Below are 19,902 nucleotides of genomic sequence, written 5' to 3'. Positions count from 1 at the left end.
ACTTGCTTGTACGTGGCTTTCGCGTCAGTCTCTACACCAGATTTCCACCCATGTCGTTCAGGACTATCCCTATGTCGTTACGCATCTGCATCCTTGAAACCGATGTCCTGCGACCGGAGTTGACCGCGCAGTACCAGGGCTACGGAAGGATGTTCGAGCAGCTCTTCTCGCGTCAGCCGATCGCAGCCGAGTTTCGTGTGTACAACGTGATGAACGGCGTGTACCCGCCCGACGGCGAACGCTTCGATGCGTACCTGGTGACCGGCAGCAAGGCTGACTCGTTCGGCAGCGACCCCTGGATCCAGACGCTCAAGGCTTACCTGCTCAAGCTCTACGAGCGTGGCGAGAAGCTGCTGGGTGTGTGCTTCGGCCACCAACTGCTGGCATTGACCCTGGGTGGCAAGGCCGAGCGGGCCGATCAGGGCTGGGGCGTGGGTGTGCACCGCTATTCGCTGGCGGCGCATGCGCCGTGGATGGACCCGGAGGTTTCCGAGCTGACCTTGCTGATCAGCCATCAAGACCAGGTCACCGAGCTGCCGGAAGGCGCCACGGTAATTGCCTCCAGCGACTTCTGCCCGAATGCGGCATACCACATCCGCGACCAGGTGCTGTGCTTCCAGGGCCACCCGGAGTTCGTCCACGATTACTCGCGGGCGCTGCTCGATGCGCGTCAGGAGTACCTCGGGGACGAGGTGTACCAAAAGGCGATTGCCAGCCTGGCGACCGAGCACCAGGGCGACCTGGTGGGTGAGTGGATGATGCGTTTCATCCAGCAGCCGGCCAAGGCCAGCGACAGCGCTGCCTGATAAACCCTGGGGCGCAAAGCGCCCCCGGCAATCTAAAGCCAGCCGGCTTTCTTGAAGCTGGCAAACAACCCCGTACACCCCAGCGAGATCACGCCCAGCACTGCGAAGTAGCCATAGTGCCAGCCCAGCTCCGGCATGTTCTGGAAGTTCATCCCGTAGATCCCGGCAATCGCCGTGGGGAAGGCCAGGATCGCCGCCCACGCGGCGAACTTGCGCTGCACGATGCTCTGCCGTGACGATTCCAGCAGCATGCCGATCTCGATGGTCTGGCTGGCGATGTCGCGAATCCCGGCCAGGTCCTCCATCTGTCGCGTCACGTGGATCTGGACGTCCCGGAAGTACGGGCGCATGTTCTTGTCGATGAACGGGAAACTCAGGCGCTGCAGTTCCTCGCTGATTTCCACCATCGGCGCCACGTAGCGGCGCAGGCGCAGGATGTCGCGGCGCAGGCCGTGCAGGCGCCGGATATCCTCCTCCTGCAGCGTGGTGCTCAGGACGCTCTGTTCCAGCTCCTCGATCTCGCCGTGAATGGCTTCGCTGACCGGCTGGTAGTTCTCGGTGACGAAGTCGAGCAGGGCATACAGCACGAAGTCTTCGCCATGTTCCAGCAGCAGCGGGCGCGCCTCGCAGCGTTGGCGCACCAGCGCGTAGGATTTCGAGTGGCCATTGCGGCAGGTGATGATGTAGCCGTTGCCGGCGAATATGTGGGTTTCGATGAACTCCAGCTTGCCTTGGTGGCGGACCGGCGAATAGGTGACGATGAACAGCGCGTCACCGAACGTTTCCAGCTTGGGCCGGCTGTGTTTTTCCAGCGCATCCTCGATGGCCAGTTCGTGGAGGTTGAACTGGCACTGCAAGTTGGCCAGTTCCTCGGCGTTGGGCTCTTCCAGGCCGATCCACACGAAGTGCCCCGGCTTGCGCGCCCACTCGCTGCCTTCGTCGATATTGATGTTGGTGACCTTTCTGCCGGCGGCATACACCGCCGATGCCACGACTCGACCCATGGTTATCCACTTGTTCGGTTGTACACGGGCTACAGCTTGGGCTGTAGTTGGCCGTAGGGCAACTGGCGGCGCGAGGTTGCCCGCGCTGAAAGCAACCTAGGCCTTTGCCAGTTCATTTTCCATGTTATCGATGCACTGCTGCATCTGCGTGCGGCACTGTTCGATCAGCGCTGGCAGGTCCTGCTGGCTGAGGCCGCGGGTGGCGATTGGCGGCAGCGAGCGCACGATCACGGTCCGCCGCCGCCAGCTGTTCAGGCTCAGGCGCCGGGCATAGCGGCTGACGCACACCGGGACGATCGGCACGCCGGCCTCCACGGCCATGTGAAAGGCGCCTTTCTTGAATGCCAGCAGCTGTTCGTCGGGGTTGCGCGTGCCTTCCGGGAAGATCCAGATCGAGGTGTCGTCTTGCAGGATGCGCGTGGTGGTCTGCATGGCCTTGCGCGCCTGGTAGGCGTTTTTACGGTCGACCAGCACATTGCCACCGAGCCAGAACAGCTGGCCGAACAGCGGGATCCAGCCGAGGCTCTTCTTGCCGATGGCGACGGTACGTTGCGGTACCACATGGCCGAGGATGAACAGGTCGAAGTTGGACTGATGATTGGCGACGATCACGCAGCCGGGCGGCTGGTCCCACAGCGGGCCGACTTCGGCCTTGACCTTGATGCGCATCAGCCAGGTGGCTGGCACGCTGTAGAGGCGGGCGAAGACGCGGCTGTTGTCGCGGTTGAAGGGGCGCAGCAGGCCGATCAGCAGGCCGATGACGCCCACCAGCAGAAAATGCAGCCCCAGCAGGAACATGCGAAGCGAGTAAAGCATGGTACGACTCACACCAGACAGTCGCGACGCAGTGTACGGCTGTGCACTGGCCGGGGCAAACCCTGGTGTGAGACTGTGCAGCCCTCTTCGCGGGTACAGGTCAGCCCATGTGGCCCTGGTCGAGCAGAATCGCCTCGTCGAGGTTGTCCAGCAGCGCCTTGCGCGCCTTCAGCTTGGTGTTCTTGTGCGCCAGCATGTTCAGCTTCTTCAACTCGCGGGCGACGCCCTGGGCGACCTCAAGCAACTGCTCGGCTGGCACTACCTTGTCGAGGAAGCCGGCATCCAGGGCATCCTTGGGCTCGAACATCTCGGCATTGATCACCGAGCGGTGGAAGGCCGAGCGACGCAGGCGGTCGCGTGCCAGTTCGATGCCGGCGTGGTGCATGGTCATACCGATCTGCACTTCGTTCAGGCCGATCTTGTACGGCCCTTCGACGCCGATGCGATAGTCGGCCGACAGCAGCAGGAAGGCGCCCTTGGCCACGGCATGGCCGGGGCAGGCGACGATCACCGGGAACGGGTGCGACAGCAGGCGGCGGGCCAGGGTGGAACCGGCGGTGACCAGGGCGACGGCCTCTTTCGGGCCAGACGTCATCACCTTGAGGTCGTAGCCGCCCGAGAGGATGCCTGGCTGGCCGGTGATGATCACCACGGCGCGTTCCTGCGTGGCGCGGTCGAGGGCGGCATTGAAGGCCGCGATGACATCCGGCGAGATGGCGTTGACCTTGCCGTTGTTCAGGGTCAGGGTGGCGATGCCGTCTTCGGCGTGGTAGGTAATCAGCTCGCTCATGGCGCAATCCTTAGGGTGACGTGGCGAAGACGTTACCCAGCACCGCGAGCCAGGTAAAGCAGCAAGGCTGACCGGCCAGTCAGCGTCGGGCTGCAATGCCTTGTGGGGCGAGGGTGCAGCGTTTGCGGCGAGTAAAAGCGCTGGCCAGATTGGCCGCTTTGCCCTGGCAACCTCGGGTTTTCAGCGGGTTGGCTTAAATGCATGAAAAATTTGAAAAAAATGCTTGCCAAAGAAAAGCTCTTCCACTAAATTAGCGCGCCTCGACGGGGTGAAAGCCTTGAAGAGAAAACGGTGAAGTGTCCGAGTGGTCGAAGGAGCACGCCTGGAAAGTGTGTATACGAGAAATCGTATCAAGGGTTCAAATCCCTTCTTCACCGCCACATTCTGCAAAAAGCCCCCGTGCTGAAAAGCTCGGGGGCTTTTTGCATTCTGGCCGCAGCTCAATCGGCAGGTGGCGGTCGGCGATGCTGGCGCCAGGTGTCGTCGATCTTCGACCAGGTCTTGCCGTCGGTGATGGCCATCAGTTTGCGCCCATCCTTGAAGGTGGCCAGGAAGGTGGCTTCTTCCTCTTTGCCGCCCAGCCAGAGCCCGGCCAGCAGGCCCACCGGGCCAGCCACCAGCGCCCCGGCCACACCCCAGCCGAGGGCGGTGCCCAGGCTGCGGCTGGATTCCAGGCTGGCCAGGCGCAGGTCAGCGATGCGTGCCAGTGAGATACGCTCGCCGGGTGAAGGGCTGCGCGGGGTCTTGAGTGTGAGCGATCCATTGCGAAACTCGCCTTCACCTTGCAAGAAATCGCCGGATTGCACCGTGAGTCTTGTCATTGAGTCGTCCTGTCAGTGAAAGGTCTTGACCAGCGCTTACTGAGCGCCGCCGGGGCAGGCAAGTCAACGGCCAGGCGACGGAGGGTAATGCGGCCGGTTGTCACCTCCGTTGATGGCTTCAGGCCAGTTGCGCGGCGGCTTTGCGCTGCGAAAGGCCCCATACCACCAAGGCCAGCGTGCCGATCACCAGCCCTGCCACCACGATGCCCATCCACCCTTGGCGCTGGAACAGTTGCGTGCCCAGCAACGAGCCTAGCGCACCGCCGATGAAGTAACAGGTGATGTAGCCGGCATTCAGCCGCGTGCGTGCTTCAGGGCGCAAGGCGATCACGGCATTCTGGTTGCTGACGTGCACCAGCTGCACGGCCAGGTCCAGGGCCAGCACGCCGACCAGCAAAGCCAGTAACGAGCTTTCGGCAAAACCCAGTGGGACCCATGACAGCAGCAGCGCCGCCAGGCCAACGGTGGTGCCCAGCGAGCCCTTGCCACGGTCGGCCAGGCGCCCGGCCGAGTTGGCCGCCAGTGCACCCGCGGCGCCGGCCAGGCCGAACAGCCCGATGACTGCGTCGGAGTAGTGATAGGGCTCGCGTGCCAGCAGGAACGCCAGGGGTGTCCAGAACAGCGCGAACAGGCTGAACGCCAGCAGGCCGAGCAGCGAGCGCAGGCGCAGCACCGGCTCTTCGATGAACAGGCGGAACACCGAGCCGATCAGCGCCGGGTATTTCAGGCCGGCATGGCTATGGTGTTCGGGCAGGTTGCGGTACAGCGCCAGCGCTGTGAGTGCCATCAGCACGGCGGCCAGCACATAGATGCTGCGCCAGCCGCCCAGCTCGGCCATGAAACCGGCCGCGGTGCGCGCCAGCAGGATGCCGAGCAGCAGCCCGCTCATCAAGGTGCCCACCGCACGGCCGCGCTGATGCGGCTCGCTCAAGGTCGCCGCCATTGGCACGAGGATCTGCGCAACCACCGAGAACAGGCCGGTGAGCGCGGTGCCGAGCAGCAACCAGGGCAGGCTCGGGGCGCAGGCGCTGATGACCAGGCCCAAGGTGGAGATGGCGGTCATCACCACGATCAGCCGGCGCTGCTCGAACAGGTCACCCAAAGGTGCCAGCAGCAGCAGGCCGGCGCCATAGCTCAGTTGCGCGGCGATGACGATGCTGCCGGCGCTGGCAGTGCTCAGGCCGAACTGTTGGGCGATGCTGTGCAGCAGCGGTTGGGCGTAGTAGTTGCTGGCCACGGCCAGGCCGGTGGCGGTGGCCATCAGCAGGATCAGGGCGCGGCTGAGCGATGGGGATCTCATGTGTCTCTCGTGTCGAAGGGTAAAAAGGGGGCGCGAGGCCCCCAGTCTATCAGGCGGCAAACCCACCATCGGCCAACAAACTGGCTCCGGTGATGTAACCCGCCTCAGGCCCGGCAAGGTACGCCACGAAGCTGGCAATCTCATCCGCCTGCCCATACCGCCCGATCGCCATCAGCGGAATCAGGCTCTCGGCGAACTCGCCACTGGCCGGGTTCATGTCGGTGTCTACCGGCCCCGGCTGCACGTTGTTCACGGTAATCCCCTGCGGCCCCAGATCGCGGGCCATGCCCTTGGTCAGGCCGACCAGCGCCGACTTGCTCATGGCATAGGGGGCGCCACCGGCGAACGGCATGCGCTCGGCGTTGGTGCTGCCGATGTTGATGATGCGCCCGCCCTGGCCCATGTAGCGGGCTGCGGCCTGGCTGGCGACGAACACGCTGCGCACGTTGACTGCGAGGGTGCGGTCGAAGTCTGCCAGGTCGAACTCGGCCAGCGGCGCAACCGCCAGCACGCCGGCATTGTTGACCAGGATATCGAGGCGGCCGAAAGCCTTCACGGCGTCGTCGATCGCCAGTTGCAGCGCGGCGGCGTCGGCGCTGTCGGCGCGCAGCGCCAGGGCCTGGCCGCCAGCAGCCTTGACCTCTTCGGCCAGCGCTTCGGCCGGGCCGGTGGAACTGACGTAGGTGAAGGCTACCTGCGCACCTTCACGGGCCAGGCGCCGCACGATGGCTGCGCCGATACCGCGCGAGCCGCCTTGGACGAAGGCGACTTTGCCTTCGAGGGTAAGTTGCTTGGACATGCTGATCTCCTGCTGGAAGCAAGGCCGAATGCCTTGGATGGACGCAGTATCGACCGTTGATTACCTGCTGATAAGATGGCAATCACTATCAGCAGAGTAAACCTTTGGTTGGTAATCAATGGCCATGGAATCTTTCAACGCCCTCGAGTGCTTCATCCGAAGTGCCGAGGTGGGCAGTTTCGCCGAGGCAGCCCGGCGCCTGAGCATCACCCCGGCGGCGGTAGGCAAGCACGTTGCCCAGTTGGAGGCGCGCCTCGGGGTGCGGCTGTTCCAGCGTAGTACGCGCAAGCTGACCCTGACCGAAGCCGGGCAGCGATTCCTGGGCGAGGTGAGCGACAGCTTCCGCACCATCCAGTACGCCGTTGCCAACCTGGCCAGCGCCGAGGGCCAGCCGGCCGGGCTGCTGCGGGTGAGCATGGGCACCGTGTTCGGCCGCTTGTACGTGCTGCCGCTGCTCGGCGAGTTTCTGCGGCGTTACCCGGCGATCACCCCCGACTGGCATTTCGACAACCGCCAGGTCGACCTGATCGGCCAGGGCTTCGATGCCGCCATAGGCGGTGGTTTTGAGCTGCCGCTGGGGGTCGTGGCGCGCAAGCTGACCCCGGCGCATCGGGTGTTGGTGGCGGCGCCTGCGTACTTGAACCGGCATGCCGCTATCGACAGCCCCGAGGTGCTGCAGCGCCACGACGGGATTCTGATCCGCTCCCCACAGACTGGGCGGGTACGTTCCTGGCCCTTGACCAGTCGCGGGCAGGAACAACAGCCGTTGCTATTGCGCCAGGCGATGACCATGAGCGATTCGGATGCGGCCTGCGCGGTGGCGCAGCAAGGGCTGGGGATTGCCCTGGTCAGCTTGCCGTTCGCCGTGCCTTATCTGGAGGCCGGGCAGCTGCAGCGGGTGCTGCCGGACTGGTATGTGGATGATGGGCATATCTGCCTGTATTACGCCGAGCACAAGCTGTTGCCGGGCAAGACCCGGGCGTTCATCGACTTTGTGGTGGAGCAGTTTGCCGAGCGGGGGTTGGCGGGGCGGTTCGATGCCTTGGCCTAGAACGTTATCGCCTGTGCCGGCTTCTTCGCGGCGGTTCGGCGCCCCGATGAACCCGCGAAGAGACAGATCAGGCAATATCGATGATGTAGAAAAGCTGGGGCCCAAGCTTCACCTCGTCATCGATCTTCTTGCCCACCAGTTGCTGTCCCAATGGCGAGCGCGAGGTAATCACGGTCACCAACTCATCCCCCTCGCCAATCTTCAATCCCGCCGCCTCAGGCCCAAGGAACAGCAAGCGCTGCCCGCCATCCTCATCCTCCAGGGTCACCAGGTTGCTCACTTGCACCCCTCGCGCCGGGTCATATTCGCGCAACCGCAACTGCTGGTAAGTCAGCAGCGCCTGGCGTATCTCGGCCGTGCGCCGCGCCTGCCCGGTGGCCAGGTAGGACGCCTCCAGCCCCAGGGTGTCGTACTTGTTCTCGGCGATGTTCTCTTCGGCGGTGGCCGCTTCGTAGGCGGTCTGCGCCGCGCGGCGCAATACCTCCATGTCGGTTTCCAGGGCCGCGACGATGCGCGTGAGCAGGGTGGCCTTGTCCATGGTCAGTAACAGAACTCCAGCACGTTGGCCTGGCTCTTGTCGGTCGGCGCGGTACGGTTCTGTGCAAGCCAGAACTGGCACTTGGGGCTGTTGAGGTTGCGCGGGTTGCCTTGGGCTGCCTCGGCGGCCTGCTGGATTTCCTGCTTGTGCAGGATGTCCTTGTAGCGCTCGAACATCTCGCTTTGCGCGTCCACCGGCTGTGCCGGTGCAGGCTTGCTGTAGGCCGGCGCCACCGCCTGGGCCACCGGCTCCACCTGTTCTGGCCACAGCTGCAGGGCCAGCCACAGGCTCAGGGCGATCGCCACGGCGCCGAGCCACAGGCCAAAGGCCACGCAGATAATCAGTTGCAGCGGTTTGAGGGTGATCTTCAGTTCACGGTGGCGGGGCATGACGGCCTCCTGGCTGGGCGGGCGAAGGGGGCCATTGTCGCACGGTGCCGGGGTTTTTTCCGTGCGGTGCTTTTGTCGGCGACAATTTATCCGCAGAATTCGCGGTTTTCGCGCAGGGCGAGGCAGGGCACATGAAAACCACCTGGGACATTTTCTGCAGCGTCGTCGACAACTATGGCGATATCGGCGTGACCTGGCGCCTGGCCCGGCAACTGGTGGCCGAGCACGACCTGGCGGTGCGCCTGTGGGTGGACGACCTGAATGCCTTCGTGCCGCTGTGCCCGGGCGCCGATGCCGGTGCCGCGCAGCAATGGCAGCAGGGGGTCGAGGTGCGTGTCTGGCCTGCCGAATGGCAGCCCGCAGAGCCGGCCGACGTGGTGATCGGTGCCTTTGCTTGCCAGTTGCCGGCCGCTTACGTCGAAGCGATGCGCGCACGCACGGCGCCGGTGCTGTGGCTGAACCTCGAATACCTCAGTGCCGAGGGCTGGGTCGAAGGCTGCCATGGCTTGCCATCGCCCCAGCCCAATGGCTTGCGCAAGGTATTCTTCTTCCCTGGGTTCACTGACAAGACCGGTGGGCTGTTGCGTGAGGCCAGCCTGCTGCCACGCCGGCAGGCCTTCGAGCGGTCGGCCGAGGCGCGAGCGGAGTTCCTCCACGGCCTGGGCGTGCAGGCGCAGCCTGGCGCGCTGCTGATGTCGCTGTTCGCCTACGAAAACGGGCAGGTGGGGCGCTGGCTCGATGCGCTGGCCGAGGATGCCCAGCCGGTTCACCTGCTGGTCCCGCAAGGGCGCATCCTCGGCGACCTGGGCGCCTGGCTGGGGGAGGCGCAACTGCAGGCCGGCGATGTCCATCAGCGCGGCACCCTGACCGTGCAGATCCTGCCGTTCGTCAGCCAGGATGACTATGACCGCCTGCTGTGGAGCTGCGATTTCAACGCGGTGCGCGGGGAAGATTCGTTCGTCCGTGCCCAGTGGGCCGGCCGGCCGATGCTGTGGCACATCTATGTGCAGGAGGAAAATGCCCACTGGGAAAAGCTCGAAGCCTTCCTCGCGCATTATCGGCAGGGCTTGTCGGACGCCGCCAGCGACGCGCTGATGGCCTTTTGGCGTGCCTGGAACATGGACCGCGACATGCACGCGGCCTGGCAAGAGGCCCGTAAACACTGGGCGGAACTGCAGCAGCACGCCGCTGATTGGGCCACTCGCCAGGCCGCTCGGCCGGACCTTGCCAAGGCGCTGGTACAGTTTTACCGAAATTGGCTATGATATGCGGCCTCGATTTTTATAAATCCATCCAGATTCGGATACTTCGTAATGAAAACTGGTAAAGAACTGAAACCCGGTACCGTACTGCGGATCGACAACGACCCGTGGCTGGTTCAGAAAGCCGAGTTCACCAAGTCGGGTCGCAACAGCGCGATCATGAAGACCAAGCTGAAGAACCTGCTCACCGGCTACAAGACCGAAACCGTCTACGGTGCAGACGACAAGCTGGACGACGTGATCCTGGATCGCAAAGAAGCGACCCTGTCGTTCATCAACGGTGACGAATACACCTTCATGGACACCACCGACTACACCATGTACGAGCTGAACGCCGAGGACATCGAAGCCGTTCTGCCGTACATCGAAGAAGGCATGGAAGACGTCTGCGAAGCCGTGTTCTTCGAAGGCCGCCTGGTATCGGTTGAACTGCCGACCACCATCAGCCGTCAGGTCGAGTACACCGAGAACGCTGCTCGCGGCGACACCTCGGGCAAGGTCATGAAGCCTGCCAAGCTGAAGAACGGTACCGAGATTTCGGTTGCTGACTTCATCGAAATCGGCGAGTTCATCGACATCGATACTCGCGACAACAGCTTCAAAGGCCGCTCCAAGAAGTAAGCCTTCTTGCGAAACGCAAAAACCCGGCCTTGGCCGGGTTTTTTTGTGCCTGTGATTTTGTGGGAGCGCGTGCTTCAGACAGTGACGTGCAGGCGTACATCCACATTGCCGCGGGTGGCGTTGGAGTAAGGGCAGACCTTATGAGCCTTTTCCACCAGCGCTTCGGCGTCAGCCTGGGCCAGGCCCGGCAGGTTGATGTTCAGGTCGATGTCCAGGCCGAACCCACCGGGGATCTGGCCGATGCCGACCTTGGCGGTGATCGAGGCATCCGCGGGCAGGGCCTTCTTCTCCTGGCCGGCAACGAACTTCAGTGCGCCGATGAAGCAGGCCGAGTAGCCGGCGGCGAACATCTGCTCAGGGTTGGTGCCGTCACCACCGGCGCCGCCGAGCTCCTTGGGGGTGCTCAGCTTGACCTCCAGCTTGCCGTCGCTGGAGCGGGATTTGCCGTCGCGACCGCCGGTGGAAGTGGCTTCTGCGATGTACAGCGGAGTGACCTTTTGCATCTTGAGCCTCGCTAGTGTGCTGTGCGCCCCTGGTGATCAGGTGGCGTCATGTGGGTACGGGATTTAAATTAGCGCGCAATTAGTTAGCGCGCAAGATAAAAATTCACCGTTCATCGGAACGGGCAACACACAGCGTAGCCGTCAGAGGTTTTTTTGCAGGCTGTCGCGCAGTTCCAGCAGGTCAGTCTGCAGCTGTTGCAGGCGTTCGAGGCTGCGGCCGCTGGCCTTGAGAATGCACTGGGGCACTTCCCGGGCCTGCTGCTGCAGGGCGCGGCCCTTGTCGGTCAGTTGCACCAGCACCACACGCTCATCTTCGCGGCTGCGGTTGCGCTGCAGCAGGCCTTCGCTTTCCAGGCGCTTGAGCAGGGGCGTGAGCGAACCGGGATCGGTCAGCAGGTGCTGGCTGATTTCGCCTACGGTAAGACCGTCCTGCTCCCACAGCACGAGCATGGCCAGATACTGCGGGTAGGTCAGGCCCAGCGCTTGCAGCAGAGGTTTGTAGACCTTGGTCATCAGCAACGAGGTGGAGTGCAGAGCAAAGCAGACCTGGTTGTCCAGCAGCAGCTCGTCACAAGAGGCTTGAGTGTTGGCGTTCATGCAGGTCCTTGAATGTCATCAATGGAGAAATCTAGCACGCTGAAGGTTGGGGCGCTTACTGCCAGCGCAGTTCACTGCGCAGCGCCAGGTCCCAAGGGGGAACCGGGCTGAAGCGGCTCTTGAGAAATTCGAGCAGCAAACGGCTGCGAGAGTTCGTTTCATGTTCAAGGCGCAATGCATAAATGCCGCTGGTTTCGGCGTCAGGCAGGCCGCTGTCGCAGAACAGCGGCAGCAGTTCGCCGCGCAGCAGGTAGTCGCTGATCAGCCAGGTAGGCAGATGGGCGATGCCGAGGCCGGCGAGGGCGCCGAACAGCAGGGTCTCGGCGTTGTTGGCAGCCATGCGCATGCGCGCCGGGCGGTACAGGCGCATCTGCCCGTCGACTGCGAAGCGCCAGGCGAACGGTGGCGCCAGGCCGTCCCAGTCGAGGCCATCGTGGCCGGGCAGCTCGCTGGGGCAGCTGGGCATGCCGCGGCTGGCCAGGTAGGCCGGGCTGGCGCAGGCGATGCGCACCATGTGCGCCAGCTTGGTGGCGACCAGCCGGGTATCGGCCAGGGGGCCGGCGCGCAGCACCAGGTCCACCTCGCCCAGGTGGCTGCCGTGCAGGTCGACGAAACTGTCGATCAAGCGCAATTGCACGTCCAGGCCCGGATAGGCCACCAGGAAATCGGCGATTGCCGGCGCCAGGTGACGGCGGCCAAAGGCCGCTGGGGCATCGATGCGGATCAAGCCTTCCGGGGCACTGCTCAGCGAAACGGCCTCGGCGCGGGCCAGGCGCAGCTCTTCGAGAATGCGCCGGGCGCGTTCGGCGAAGGCATTGCCGGCCGGGGTGGCGCGTACGGCATGGGTGCTGCGGGTGAACAGGCGGCTACCGACGGCGCTCTCCAGGTTGTCGATGCGCCGAGCCACGGCGGACGGGGTCAGTGGATGGCGGCGAGCCGCAGCAGAAAAGCTCCCGCTCTCCAGCACATCAAGAAACAGGCTCAACTGGTCGGTCAGGGTATCGGGGTTCATGCTCATTTCGCTTTTGCAAGAAACGCATAGCCATTGTGCGTTGCTGTGCGTTTCCCCGCCAGAGCGCAATGGTTAGCATGCCCGCATTACCAACGCAGGCGGATGAGGCCCTGATGATCGAGTGGTTGTTGTATATCGTATTGGGCGCCGGTCTGGGCACCATGGGTGGGTTGTTCGGTATCGGCGGCGGGCTGATCGCCATCCCGGCACTGGGCGTGCTGTTTGGCCTCGACCAGCAGCTGGCCCAAGGCACGGCGCTGGTCATGGTGGTGCCGAACGTGCTGCTGGCGCTGTGGCGTTATCACCAGCGCAACCGCATAGAGCTGCGCCATGCCGTGCCGCTTTCGCTGTGCAGCTTTCTGTTCGCCTGGCTCGGCTCGGTCTGGGCGGTGGGTATCGATGCCCACTCGATGCGCCTGGGCTTTGTCGGCTTCCTGGTGGCACTGGCCATCTGGAACGTGGCGCGGATGTTCCTCAAGGTTTCGCCGCCCAGCGCCGAGCTGCGTTATGCCTGGCCATGGCTGGGTGTGCTGGGCAGTTTTGCCGGCACCATGGGCGGGCTGTTCGGCGTTGGCGGTGCCGTGGTGGCCACGCCGATCCTGACCAGTGTGTTCGGTACCACCCAGGTGGTGGCCCAGGGCCTGTCGCTGGCGCTGGCGGCACCGAGTACCTTGGTGACCCTGGTGACCTATGGGGTGCACCACAGCGTTGACTGGAGCGTAGGCATTCCCCTGGCAGTCGGCGGGCTGCTGAGCATCAGCTGGGGAGTGAGGCTGGCGCATGCGCTGCCCGAGAAAGCACTGCGGGCGATGTTCTGCGTGTTCCTGGTGGTGTGCGCGGTGATGCTGGGCTTCGAGGTGTAGGCGTCACATGAACCCCTCGATGATGTAGTCGGCCATGCAGTCGGTGATCGGCGACTGACTTTGGCTGTTGCGCAGCAGCATCACGTTGGCCACCGGCAACTGCGGCAAGCCTTCGTTCTCGCCGAGAATGCGCAGGTTGCTGCCGATCAGGCTCTGCAATTGCGCGGTCACTGCCAACCCCGCGGTGACGATGGCAAAGATCGCCGCCAGGCTGGGGCTGGTGTAGGCGATGCGGTAGTCGATGCCTTGGGCCTCCAGGGCGTTGCAGGTCCAGGCTCGGCAGAAGCAGTCGGTGTTGAACAGCGCCAAGGGCATTGGCCTTTGTTCCTGCGGGCAGAAGCCTTCGGCGGCAGCCCATACCAGGCGTTCCTGGCGCAGCAACTGGCCAACCTCGTTGCCCGGTTCGCGGGTGACGATGGTCAGGTCCAGGTCCTGGCGCAGCATCAGTTGCCTGGACGAGTCGCAATGCACCTCCACCTGCACCAGCGGGTAGGCCTGGGCGAAGCTGGAGAGGATGGTCGGCAGGAAGCGCATGGCGTAGTCGTCCGGCGTGCCGATGCGCACCAGCCCGACCATGTGTGGCATGCGCAGGGTGTTGAACACTTCGCCATGCAGTTTGAGGATGCGCCGGGCGTAGCCGAGCAGCACCTGGCCCTCGGCGGTCAGCCGGACCTGACGGCCGTCACGCTCGAACAACTGGCGCTGCAGGATGTCTTCCTCCAGGCGTTTCATCTGCATGCTCACCGCCGACTGGGTGCGGTTGACCACTTCACCGGCGCGGGTGAAGCCGCCTTGTTCGGCGATGGCGACGAAGGTGCGCAGCACGTCGGCATCGAGGCTTTGGTACTGGGACATTGCATCAATCTCCGAGATGCATGGCATCAGAAACATTCGTTGGATTGATCTTAAGCCTGGGCGGAGACTGAAGCCATCAACACGGAGGGCTTCACGATGAAAGGTCATGTCAGCAGCATCCAGCAACCTGCCTTTTCCCTGAACCACCTGTGGCATGTGGCCCTGGACCGTCCGGCCCGGTGGCTGCAGCTGTACCGCCAGCGCCAGGAGCTGGCCAGCCTGAGTGATGCGACCTTGCATGACCTGGGCTTGAGCCGGGCAGACATCCAGCAAGAGGCCGAACGGCATTTCTGGGATGACCCGTTGCGCAAATGAGCTAACTTTGTCGGTGGGTCTACCGGCCTCATCGCGGCTTAAAGCCGCGATGAGGCCGGTAGACCCACCACAAGGAGGCTAGGTTTGGCGCTCAAACTGTCCATCCACCAGGCCCGCCGCCTGGCACTGTCTGCCCAGGGATTCGGCAAACAACCTGACGCCCCACCGACGCTGCCGACGCTCAAGCGCATGCTGCAACGCCTGGGCGTGGTGCAGATCGACTCGGTAAACGCCGTGGTCCGTTCCCATTACCTGCCGCTGTTCTCCCGCCTCGGCAACTACCCGCCGGAACTGCTCGACCAGCTCGCCTGGGGCCGTGGCCGCCAGCGCCAGCTGTTCGAATACTGGGGCCACGAAGCCTCGCTGTTACCCCTGAACCTCTACCCCCTGCTGCGCTGGCGCATGGCCCATGCCGCCGATGGCCGTGGCATCTACCGCCAGCTCGCGCGGTTCGGCCGCGAGCGCCAGGACGTGATCGCCCGCGTACTGGCCGCCGTGCGCGAACAAGGCGCGCTGGGCGCTGGCAGCCTGTCCACCCGGCAGGAGCGTGCCGGCCCTTGGTGGGACTGGAGTGAAGAAAAGCACGCGCTGGAATGGCTGTTCGCCGCCGGTGAAGTGACGGTGGCGGGGCGCCGCGGGTTCGAGCGGCTCTACGATGTACCGGAAAAGGTCCTGCCCAAGGCGATCCTCGACCTGGCATTGCCAGACGAAGCCGAGGCCCGCCAAGGCCTGATGCTGCATGCCGCCACGGCCTTGGGCGTCGCTACCGAGCGCGACCTGCGCGACTATTTTCGCCTTGAACCCGGCCAGGGCAGGGCGGCGCTCGATGAGCTGGTCGCCGATGGCCGCTTGCAGCCGGTCGAGGTGCAGGGCTGGAAGCAACTCGCCTACTGCGCCGGCACACCGCGCATTCCCCGACGCGTCGAGGCCAGCGCACTGCTGTCGCCGTTCGATTCACTGGTCTGGGAGCGCAACCGCACCGAGCGGTTGTTCGATTTCCACTACCGCCTGGAGATCTACACCCCGGCGCACAAACGGGTATACGGCTACTACGTGCTGCCGTTCCTGCACCGTGAACGCATCGCCGCACGCCTGGACCTGCGCGCCGAGCGCGCCCTTGGGCAACTGGCGGTGCATGCCGTGCACGCGCAGACGGCAGAGTTGGACGAGGAGGGCTATAAGGCCCTGGCGGCTAATCTGCTGCGCCTGGCCCAGTGGCTGGGCCTGCAGCGGGTGCAACTGAACTGCTCTCGGGCTGAGGGCAGCCAGTTGCGTCAGGCTTTGCTCAGCGCCGCACCTGCTTGAGGGTTTCGGCGATCAGGAAGGCCAGTTCCAGCGACTGATCGGCGTTCATCCGTGGGTCGCAGTGGGTGTGGTAACGGTCGGACAGGGCATCTTCGGTGATCGGCCGGGCGCCGCCGATGCACTCGGTCACGTTCTGCCCGGTCATTTCGATATGGATGCCGCCGGCATGGCTGCCCTCGGCCTGATGCACCTGGAAGAACTGCTTCACCTCGTCGAGGATCTGCGCGAAATCACGGGTCTTGTAACCGCTGCTGGCCTTGATGGTGTTGCCATGCATCGGGTCGGAGCTCCACAGCACCTTGCGCCCCTCGCGCTCGACGGTGCGAATCAGCCCTGGCAGGTGCGCGCCGACCTTGCCGGCGCCCATGCGCACGATCAGGTTGAGGCGGCCGGGGTCGTTGGCCGGGTTGAGCGTGTCGATCAGGCGGATCAGCTCCTCCGGGTTCATGCTCGGGCCGACCTTTACCCCGATCGGGTTATGCACACCGCGCAGGAACTCGACATGGGCACCGTCGAGCTGGCGGGTGCGGTCACCAATCCACAGCATGTGCGCGGAGCAGTCGTAATAGTCGCCGGTCAGGCTGTCCTGGCGCACGAAGGCTTCTTCATAGTTGAGCAGCAGCGCCTCGTGGGCGGTAAAGAAGCTGGTTTCGCGCAGTTGCGGCGCGCTGTCCAGGCCGCACGCGCGCATGAACGCCAGGGTTTCGTCGATGCGGTTGGCCAGCTGGTGGTATTTGTCGGCCAGCGCCGAATTGGCGATGAAGTCGAGGTTCCACTTGTGCACCTGGTGCAGGTCGGCGAAACCGCCCTGGGCGAAGGCGCGCAGCAGGTTGAGGCTGGCGGTGGCCTGGTGGTAGGCCTGCAGCAGGCGCTCCGGGTCCGGTACGCGGCTCTTTTCGTCGAAGCCGATACCGTTGACGATGTCGCCACGGTAAGCCGGCAGGGTGACGTTGCCGATGGTTTCATCGCCTGAGGAGCGCGGCTTGGCAAACTGCCCGGCCATGCGCCCGACCTTGACCACCGGGCAACCGGCGGCGAAGGTCATGACGATGGCCATCTGCAGAAGTACCTTGAAGGTGTCGCGGATCTTCGCTGCCGAGAACTCGGCGAAGCTCTCGGCGCAGTCGCCACCCTGCAGCAGGAACGCGCGGCCCTCGGTAACTTCAGCGAACTGCCGGCGCAGCTCGCGGGCCTCGCCGGCGAACACCAGGGGCGGGTAGCTGGCCAGGGTCTGCTCGACCTTGTGCAGGTGCGCGGCGTCGGGGTAGGTCGGTTGCTGCTGGATCGGCAGGGCACGCCAGCTGTCGGGGCTCCACGGTCGGTTCATCACAGGCTCGGTTTTATCTGTTATAGGCTGCCTGCCATGGTAACAGCGGCGCCGCGCTTGTTGCATCCGGGGCGTTGGCGGACAATGCGCGTTTTGCGCGGGTAGGTGGCAGGTAGATGGCGACGGAGCGGGAAGAGAAGCTGTTGGCCCGGGTCGAGGATGCCTTTGGTGTCATCAGCGTGTACGAGGTGGAGGATTACCGCTTCCTCGAGTTCGGCGATGCCATCGAGCAGAGCTGCGTGTTCACCGCTGACCCCAGCTGGCTGGAGTACGACTACACCCGCGCCATGCTGGTCGGTGCGCTGTGCCATGAGCAGCCGGAAAGTGCGCTGTTTCTTGGCTTGGGCGCCGGTACCCTGACGCAGGCCTGCATGAAGTTCCTGCCGCTGGAAGACATCGAGGCCATCGAGCTGCGTGCCGACGTGCCGCGCCTGGCCATGCAATACATGGGGCTGGATGACGACCCTCGGCTGTACGTGAGGATTGGCGACGCGCTGGAGTTGCTGCCCACCGCAGAGCAGGCCGACCTGCTGTTTGTCGACCTGTACACCGACCATGGGCCGGGTGTCGGGCACCTGGCGTGGAATTTCCTCGAGAACTGCCAGAAGCAGCTCAACCCTGGCGGCTGGCTGGTCATCAACCAGTGGGCCAATGACGACGGCAAGCCGTTGGGCGCGGCGCTGCTGCGCGGGTTGTACCACCGGCATTACTGGGAGCTGCCGGTGAAGGAGGGCAATGTGATCTTGCTGGTGCCGGCGGACCTGGAGCAGGTGTTGGACCTTGATGGTTTGCGGGCGCGTGCCGAGGCCTTGGCGCCGCGGTTGGGGTACAGCCTGGAAGGGCTGATACGCGAGATTCGGCCGGCTACCTGAGCACCGCGTCGCCTGCTTCGCGGGTAAACCCGAGAAGATGCCAGCACGGATCCCCGGAAGAAAACCGATTCAGCTGCCTGCGCCTGATGGCCCGATACTGGCCGTTGGGCCAGAAAAATTTACTCACTCCCCGGCATTAATTCGGGTATAGTACGCGCCGGTCTTTTAGCGGACCTCAAAATCAGGTGGTGCAAATCCTCCGAGTCCAGCTTCGGCTGCACGTCCGCTAGGCGGACCTTCTCAAGTTTTTCTTTTTCAATCGTTTTCGCAAATCCCCGCCGACAAAGCTGCCTGGGTGACCGTTCCGGTCTTTCAAGGCATGTGCAGCTTTGCAGCATGGGTCTTTGCGGATGCACTTAGAGGCAGACCCATGACCCAGGAAACCGGCGGCTTCGCCGCTCTCGATCTTAATCAGAACATTGTTGCTGCCGTACTGGCTACCGGCTACGAAGAGCCGTCGGCCATTCAGCAGCAATCGATCCCGATCATCCTCGCCGGTCACGACATGATCGGCCAGGCGCAGACTGGCACCGGCAAGACCGCTGCCTTCGCCCTGCCGATCCTCAACAAGATCGATGTGAGCAAGCGCGAACCGCAAGCCCTGATCCTGGCGCCAACCCGTGAGTTGGCGCTGCAAGTTGCTACCGCTTTCGAAACCTACGCCAAGCAGATGCCAGGCGTGAATGTCGTGGCCGTCTACGGTGGTGCCCCGATGGGCCCACAGCTGCGTGCCATTCGCAACGGCGCGCAAATCGTCGTCGCCACCCCGGGCCGTTTGTGCGACCACCTGCGTCGTGACGAGAAAGTCCTGTCCACCGTGCAGTACCTGGTACTGGACGAAGCCGACGAAATGCTCAAGCTGGGCTTCATGGACGACCTCGAAGTGATCTTCGATGCCATCCCGGCCAGCCGCCAGACCGTGCTGTTCTCCGCCACCCTGCCGTCGTCGATCCGCTCGATCGCCGAACGCCACCTGCGCGAGCCCAAGCACGTCAAGATCCAGAGCAAGACCCAGACCGTCACCGCGATCGAGCAGGCCCACCTGATGGTCCACGCCGACCAGAAGATCCCGGCTGTGCTGCGTCTGCTGGAAGTCGAAGAGTTCGACGCGCTGATCGCCTTCGTGCGCACCAAGCAAGCCACCCTGGACCTGGCCGCCGCGCTGGAAGCCAAGGGCTACAAGGCTGCCGCGCTGAACGGTGACATCGCCCAGAACCAGCGTGAGCGGGTGATCGACTCGCTGAAGGATGGCCGCCTGGACATCGTCGTCGCCACCGACGTCGCTGCCCGTGGTCTGGACGTACCGCGCATCACCCACGTGTTCAACGTCGACATGCCGTACGACCCGGAATCCTACGTGCACCGTATCGGCCGTACCGGCCGTGCCGGCCGCGATGGCCGTGCGCTGCTGCTGGTCACTCCGCGTGAGCGCCGCATGCTGCAGGTGATCGAGCGCGTGACCGGGCAGAAGGTTGCCGAAGCCCGCCTGCCGAACGCCCAGGCTGTGCTGGACGCCCGCATCAAGAAGCTGACCAACAGCCTGGCGCCGCTGGTTGCCGAAGCAGAAGCCACCCATGGCGAACTGTTCGACCGCCTGACTGCCGACCTCGGCTGCAGCGCACGCGCCCTGGCTTCGGCCCTGCTGCGCAAGGCCACCAACGGCCAGGCGCTGGACCTGGCGACCGTCGAGCGCGAGCAGCCGCTGGTACCAAGCTTCGCCCCACGTGGCGAGCGTACCGAGCGTGGTGAGCGCAGCGATCGTGGCGAGCGCGGTGGTGACCGTGAGCGTCGTGCGCCACTGCCGCTGGCCGAAGGCCGCGTGCGCTGCCGTACCGCCCTGGGTGCCCGTGACGGTATCGCTGCCAAGAACCTGCTGGGCGCGATCCTCAACGAAGGTGGCCTGGCCCGTGACGCCATCGGCCGCATCCAGGTACGCGACAGCTTCAGCCTGATCGAGCTGCCGGAAGATGGCCTTGAGAAGCTGCTGTCCAAGCTCAAGGACACTCGCGTAGCCGGCAAGCAGCTGAAGCTGCGCCGTTATCGCGAAGACTGATCC

At 64.2% G+C, this 19,902-nt stretch carries 21 protein-coding genes, 1 tRNA gene and 1 pseudogene; 10 read left to right on the top strand and 13 right to left on the bottom strand.

Going from position 1 to position 19,902, the window contains the following annotated elements; all coding sequences use genetic code 11:
• The first annotated feature begins 71 nt into the window (after window positions 1-71).
• A complete protein-coding gene (locus tag ACQKPS_RS13765) occupies window positions 72-806 on the top strand; it encodes an amidotransferase (RefSeq protein ID WP_283724431.1) in 735 nt (244 codons plus the stop codon).
• 32 nt (window positions 807-838) lie between these two features.
• On the opposite strand, the gene ACQKPS_RS13760 is transcribed toward ACQKPS_RS13765, so the two are convergent.
• From ACQKPS_RS13760 to ACQKPS_RS13750, 3 genes are all read right to left on the bottom strand, one after another.
• The gene (locus ACQKPS_RS13760) at window positions 839-1,810 is read right to left on the bottom strand and encodes a magnesium and cobalt transport protein CorA (RefSeq protein ID WP_254480954.1); all 972 of its coding nucleotides are present in this window, start codon (window positions 1,808-1,810) and stop codon (window positions 839-841) included.
• A gap of 96 nt (window positions 1,811-1,906) precedes the next feature.
• On the bottom strand, window positions 1,907-2,626 hold the full coding sequence (locus ACQKPS_RS13755; protein WP_254480953.1) for a lysophospholipid acyltransferase family protein: 720 nt from the start codon (window positions 2,624-2,626) through the stop codon (window positions 1,907-1,909).
• 100 nt (window positions 2,627-2,726) lie between these two features.
• On the bottom strand, window positions 2,727-3,416 hold the full coding sequence (locus ACQKPS_RS13750) for a crotonase/enoyl-CoA hydratase family protein (RefSeq protein ID WP_254480952.1): 690 nt from the start codon (window positions 3,414-3,416) through the stop codon (window positions 2,727-2,729).
• 290 nt (window positions 3,417-3,706) lie between these two features.
• Here ACQKPS_RS13750 and ACQKPS_RS13745 point away from each other — a divergent pair.
• Window positions 3,707-3,796 (top strand) — tRNA-Ser (locus tag ACQKPS_RS13745).
• Between the two features lie 60 nt (window positions 3,797-3,856).
• On the opposite strand, the gene ACQKPS_RS13740 is transcribed toward ACQKPS_RS13745, so the two are convergent.
• The 3 genes from ACQKPS_RS13740 to ACQKPS_RS13730 form a co-directional block, all read right to left on the bottom strand.
• On the bottom strand, window positions 3,857-4,237 hold the full coding sequence (locus tag ACQKPS_RS13740) for a hypothetical protein (RefSeq protein ID WP_054883694.1): 381 nt from the start codon (window positions 4,235-4,237) through the stop codon (window positions 3,857-3,859).
• Between the two features lie 118 nt (window positions 4,238-4,355).
• Window positions 4,356-5,537 (bottom strand): MFS transporter, encoded by a 1,182-nt coding sequence (locus tag ACQKPS_RS13735; RefSeq protein ID WP_254480951.1) that lies wholly within the window; start codon window positions 5,535-5,537, stop codon window positions 4,356-4,358.
• 49 nt (window positions 5,538-5,586) lie between these two features.
• On the bottom strand, window positions 5,587-6,336 hold the full coding sequence (locus ACQKPS_RS13730; RefSeq protein ID WP_254480950.1) for a 3-oxoacyl-ACP reductase family protein: 750 nt from the start codon (window positions 6,334-6,336) through the stop codon (window positions 5,587-5,589).
• A gap of 118 nt (window positions 6,337-6,454) precedes the next feature.
• Here ACQKPS_RS13730 and ACQKPS_RS13725 point away from each other — a divergent pair, with 118 nt between their 5' ends.
• Entirely contained in the window at window positions 6,455-7,387 is a 933-nt protein-coding gene (locus ACQKPS_RS13725) for a LysR family transcriptional regulator (RefSeq protein WP_254480949.1), read from the top strand.
• A gap of 67 nt (window positions 7,388-7,454) precedes the next feature.
• Here ACQKPS_RS13725 and ACQKPS_RS13720 read toward each other — a convergent pair whose 3' ends face one another.
• Together ACQKPS_RS13720 and ACQKPS_RS13715 are read right to left on the bottom strand one after the other, a co-directional pair.
• Window positions 7,455-7,925 carry a GreA/GreB family elongation factor gene (locus tag ACQKPS_RS13720; RefSeq protein WP_254480948.1) on the bottom strand — a complete coding sequence of 157 codons (471 nt, stop codon included), beginning with the start codon at window positions 7,923-7,925 and terminating at the stop codon, window positions 7,455-7,457.
• Window positions 7,926-7,927: 2 nt separating this feature from the next.
• Window positions 7,928-8,314 carry a hypothetical protein gene (locus ACQKPS_RS13715; protein WP_254480947.1) on the bottom strand — a complete coding sequence of 129 codons (387 nt, stop codon included), beginning with the start codon at window positions 8,312-8,314 and terminating at the stop codon, window positions 7,928-7,930.
• 131 nt (window positions 8,315-8,445) lie between these two features.
• Here ACQKPS_RS13715 and earP point away from each other — a divergent pair, with 131 nt between their 5' ends.
• Window positions 8,446-9,579, top strand: coding sequence for an elongation factor P maturation arginine rhamnosyltransferase EarP (gene earP / locus ACQKPS_RS13710; RefSeq protein ID WP_254480946.1), 1,134 nt, complete (start codon window positions 8,446-8,448; stop codon window positions 9,577-9,579).
• A 48-nt stretch (window positions 9,580-9,627) separates the two neighbouring features.
• Window positions 9,628-10,197, top strand: coding sequence for an elongation factor P (efp, locus tag ACQKPS_RS13705; protein WP_054883702.1), 570 nt, complete (start codon window positions 9,628-9,630; stop codon window positions 10,195-10,197).
• Window positions 10,198-10,271: 74 nt separating this feature from the next.
• On the opposite strand, the gene ACQKPS_RS13700 is transcribed toward efp, so the two are convergent.
• The 3 genes from ACQKPS_RS13700 to ACQKPS_RS13690 form a co-directional block, all read right to left on the bottom strand.
• On the bottom strand, window positions 10,272-10,700 hold the full coding sequence (locus ACQKPS_RS13700; protein ID WP_152958037.1) for an organic hydroperoxide resistance protein: 429 nt from the start codon (window positions 10,698-10,700) through the stop codon (window positions 10,272-10,274).
• A 141-nt stretch (window positions 10,701-10,841) separates the two neighbouring features.
• Complete coding sequence (locus ACQKPS_RS13695) at window positions 10,842-11,297, bottom strand: MarR family winged helix-turn-helix transcriptional regulator (RefSeq protein WP_054883704.1); 456 nt, start codon at window positions 11,295-11,297, stop codon at window positions 10,842-10,844.
• A 55-nt stretch (window positions 11,298-11,352) separates the two neighbouring features.
• Window positions 11,353-12,309 (bottom strand): LysR family transcriptional regulator, encoded by a 957-nt coding sequence (locus tag ACQKPS_RS13690; RefSeq protein WP_254480945.1) that lies wholly within the window; start codon window positions 12,307-12,309, stop codon window positions 11,353-11,355.
• Window positions 12,310-12,422: 113 nt separating this feature from the next.
• Between ACQKPS_RS13690 and ACQKPS_RS13685 the strand changes: the two genes are divergently transcribed.
• Entirely contained in the window at window positions 12,423-13,172 is a 750-nt protein-coding gene (locus tag ACQKPS_RS13685; RefSeq protein ID WP_186602221.1) for a sulfite exporter TauE/SafE family protein, read from the top strand.
• 3 nt (window positions 13,173-13,175) lie between these two features.
• On the opposite strand, the gene ACQKPS_RS13680 is transcribed toward ACQKPS_RS13685, so the two are convergent.
• Window positions 13,176-14,027, bottom strand: coding sequence for a LysR substrate-binding domain-containing protein (locus ACQKPS_RS13680; RefSeq protein ID WP_254480944.1), 852 nt, complete (start codon window positions 14,025-14,027; stop codon window positions 13,176-13,178).
• 96 nt (window positions 14,028-14,123) lie between these two features.
• Here ACQKPS_RS13680 and ACQKPS_RS13675 point away from each other — a divergent pair, with 96 nt between their 5' ends.
• Together ACQKPS_RS13675 and ACQKPS_RS13670 are read left to right on the top strand one after the other, a co-directional pair.
• On the top strand, window positions 14,124-14,342 hold the full coding sequence (locus ACQKPS_RS13675; protein ID WP_027919490.1) for a DUF1127 domain-containing protein: 219 nt from the start codon (window positions 14,124-14,126) through the stop codon (window positions 14,340-14,342).
• An 84-nt stretch (window positions 14,343-14,426) separates the two neighbouring features.
• Window positions 14,427-15,647: a winged helix-turn-helix domain-containing protein gene (locus tag ACQKPS_RS13670; RefSeq protein WP_254480943.1), complete on the top strand. Its 1,221-nt coding sequence runs from the start codon at window positions 14,427-14,429 to the stop codon at window positions 15,645-15,647.
• Here the strand turns inward: ACQKPS_RS13670 and ACQKPS_RS13665 are convergent.
• Window positions 15,628-16,974 (bottom strand): class II 3-deoxy-7-phosphoheptulonate synthase, encoded by a 1,347-nt coding sequence (locus ACQKPS_RS13665; protein WP_254480942.1) that lies wholly within the window; start codon window positions 16,972-16,974, stop codon window positions 15,628-15,630. The two genes, ACQKPS_RS13670 and ACQKPS_RS13665, sit on opposite strands and share 20 nt — an antisense overlap.
• 116 nt (window positions 16,975-17,090) lie before the next feature.
• Here ACQKPS_RS13665 and ACQKPS_RS13660 point away from each other — a divergent pair, with 116 nt between their 5' ends.
• Window positions 17,091-17,846 carry a spermidine synthase gene (locus tag ACQKPS_RS13660; protein ID WP_254480941.1) on the top strand — a complete coding sequence of 252 codons (756 nt, stop codon included), beginning with the start codon at window positions 17,091-17,093 and terminating at the stop codon, window positions 17,844-17,846.
• Window positions 17,847-18,182: 336 nt separating this feature from the next.
• Window positions 18,183-19,899, top strand: a pseudogene (locus tag ACQKPS_RS13655) (DEAD/DEAH box helicase).
• Window positions 19,900-19,902: the final 3 nt, after the last annotated feature.

Source organism: Pseudomonas sp. NPDC086566 (genome assembly GCF_050280885.1).
In the GTDB taxonomy this organism is placed as follows: domain Bacteria; phylum Pseudomonadota; class Gammaproteobacteria; order Pseudomonadales; family Pseudomonadaceae; genus Aquipseudomonas; species Aquipseudomonas vlassakiae.
Note: the sequence above shows the minus strand (reverse complement) of the source record. Positions and strands in the feature narration are given on the sequence as shown.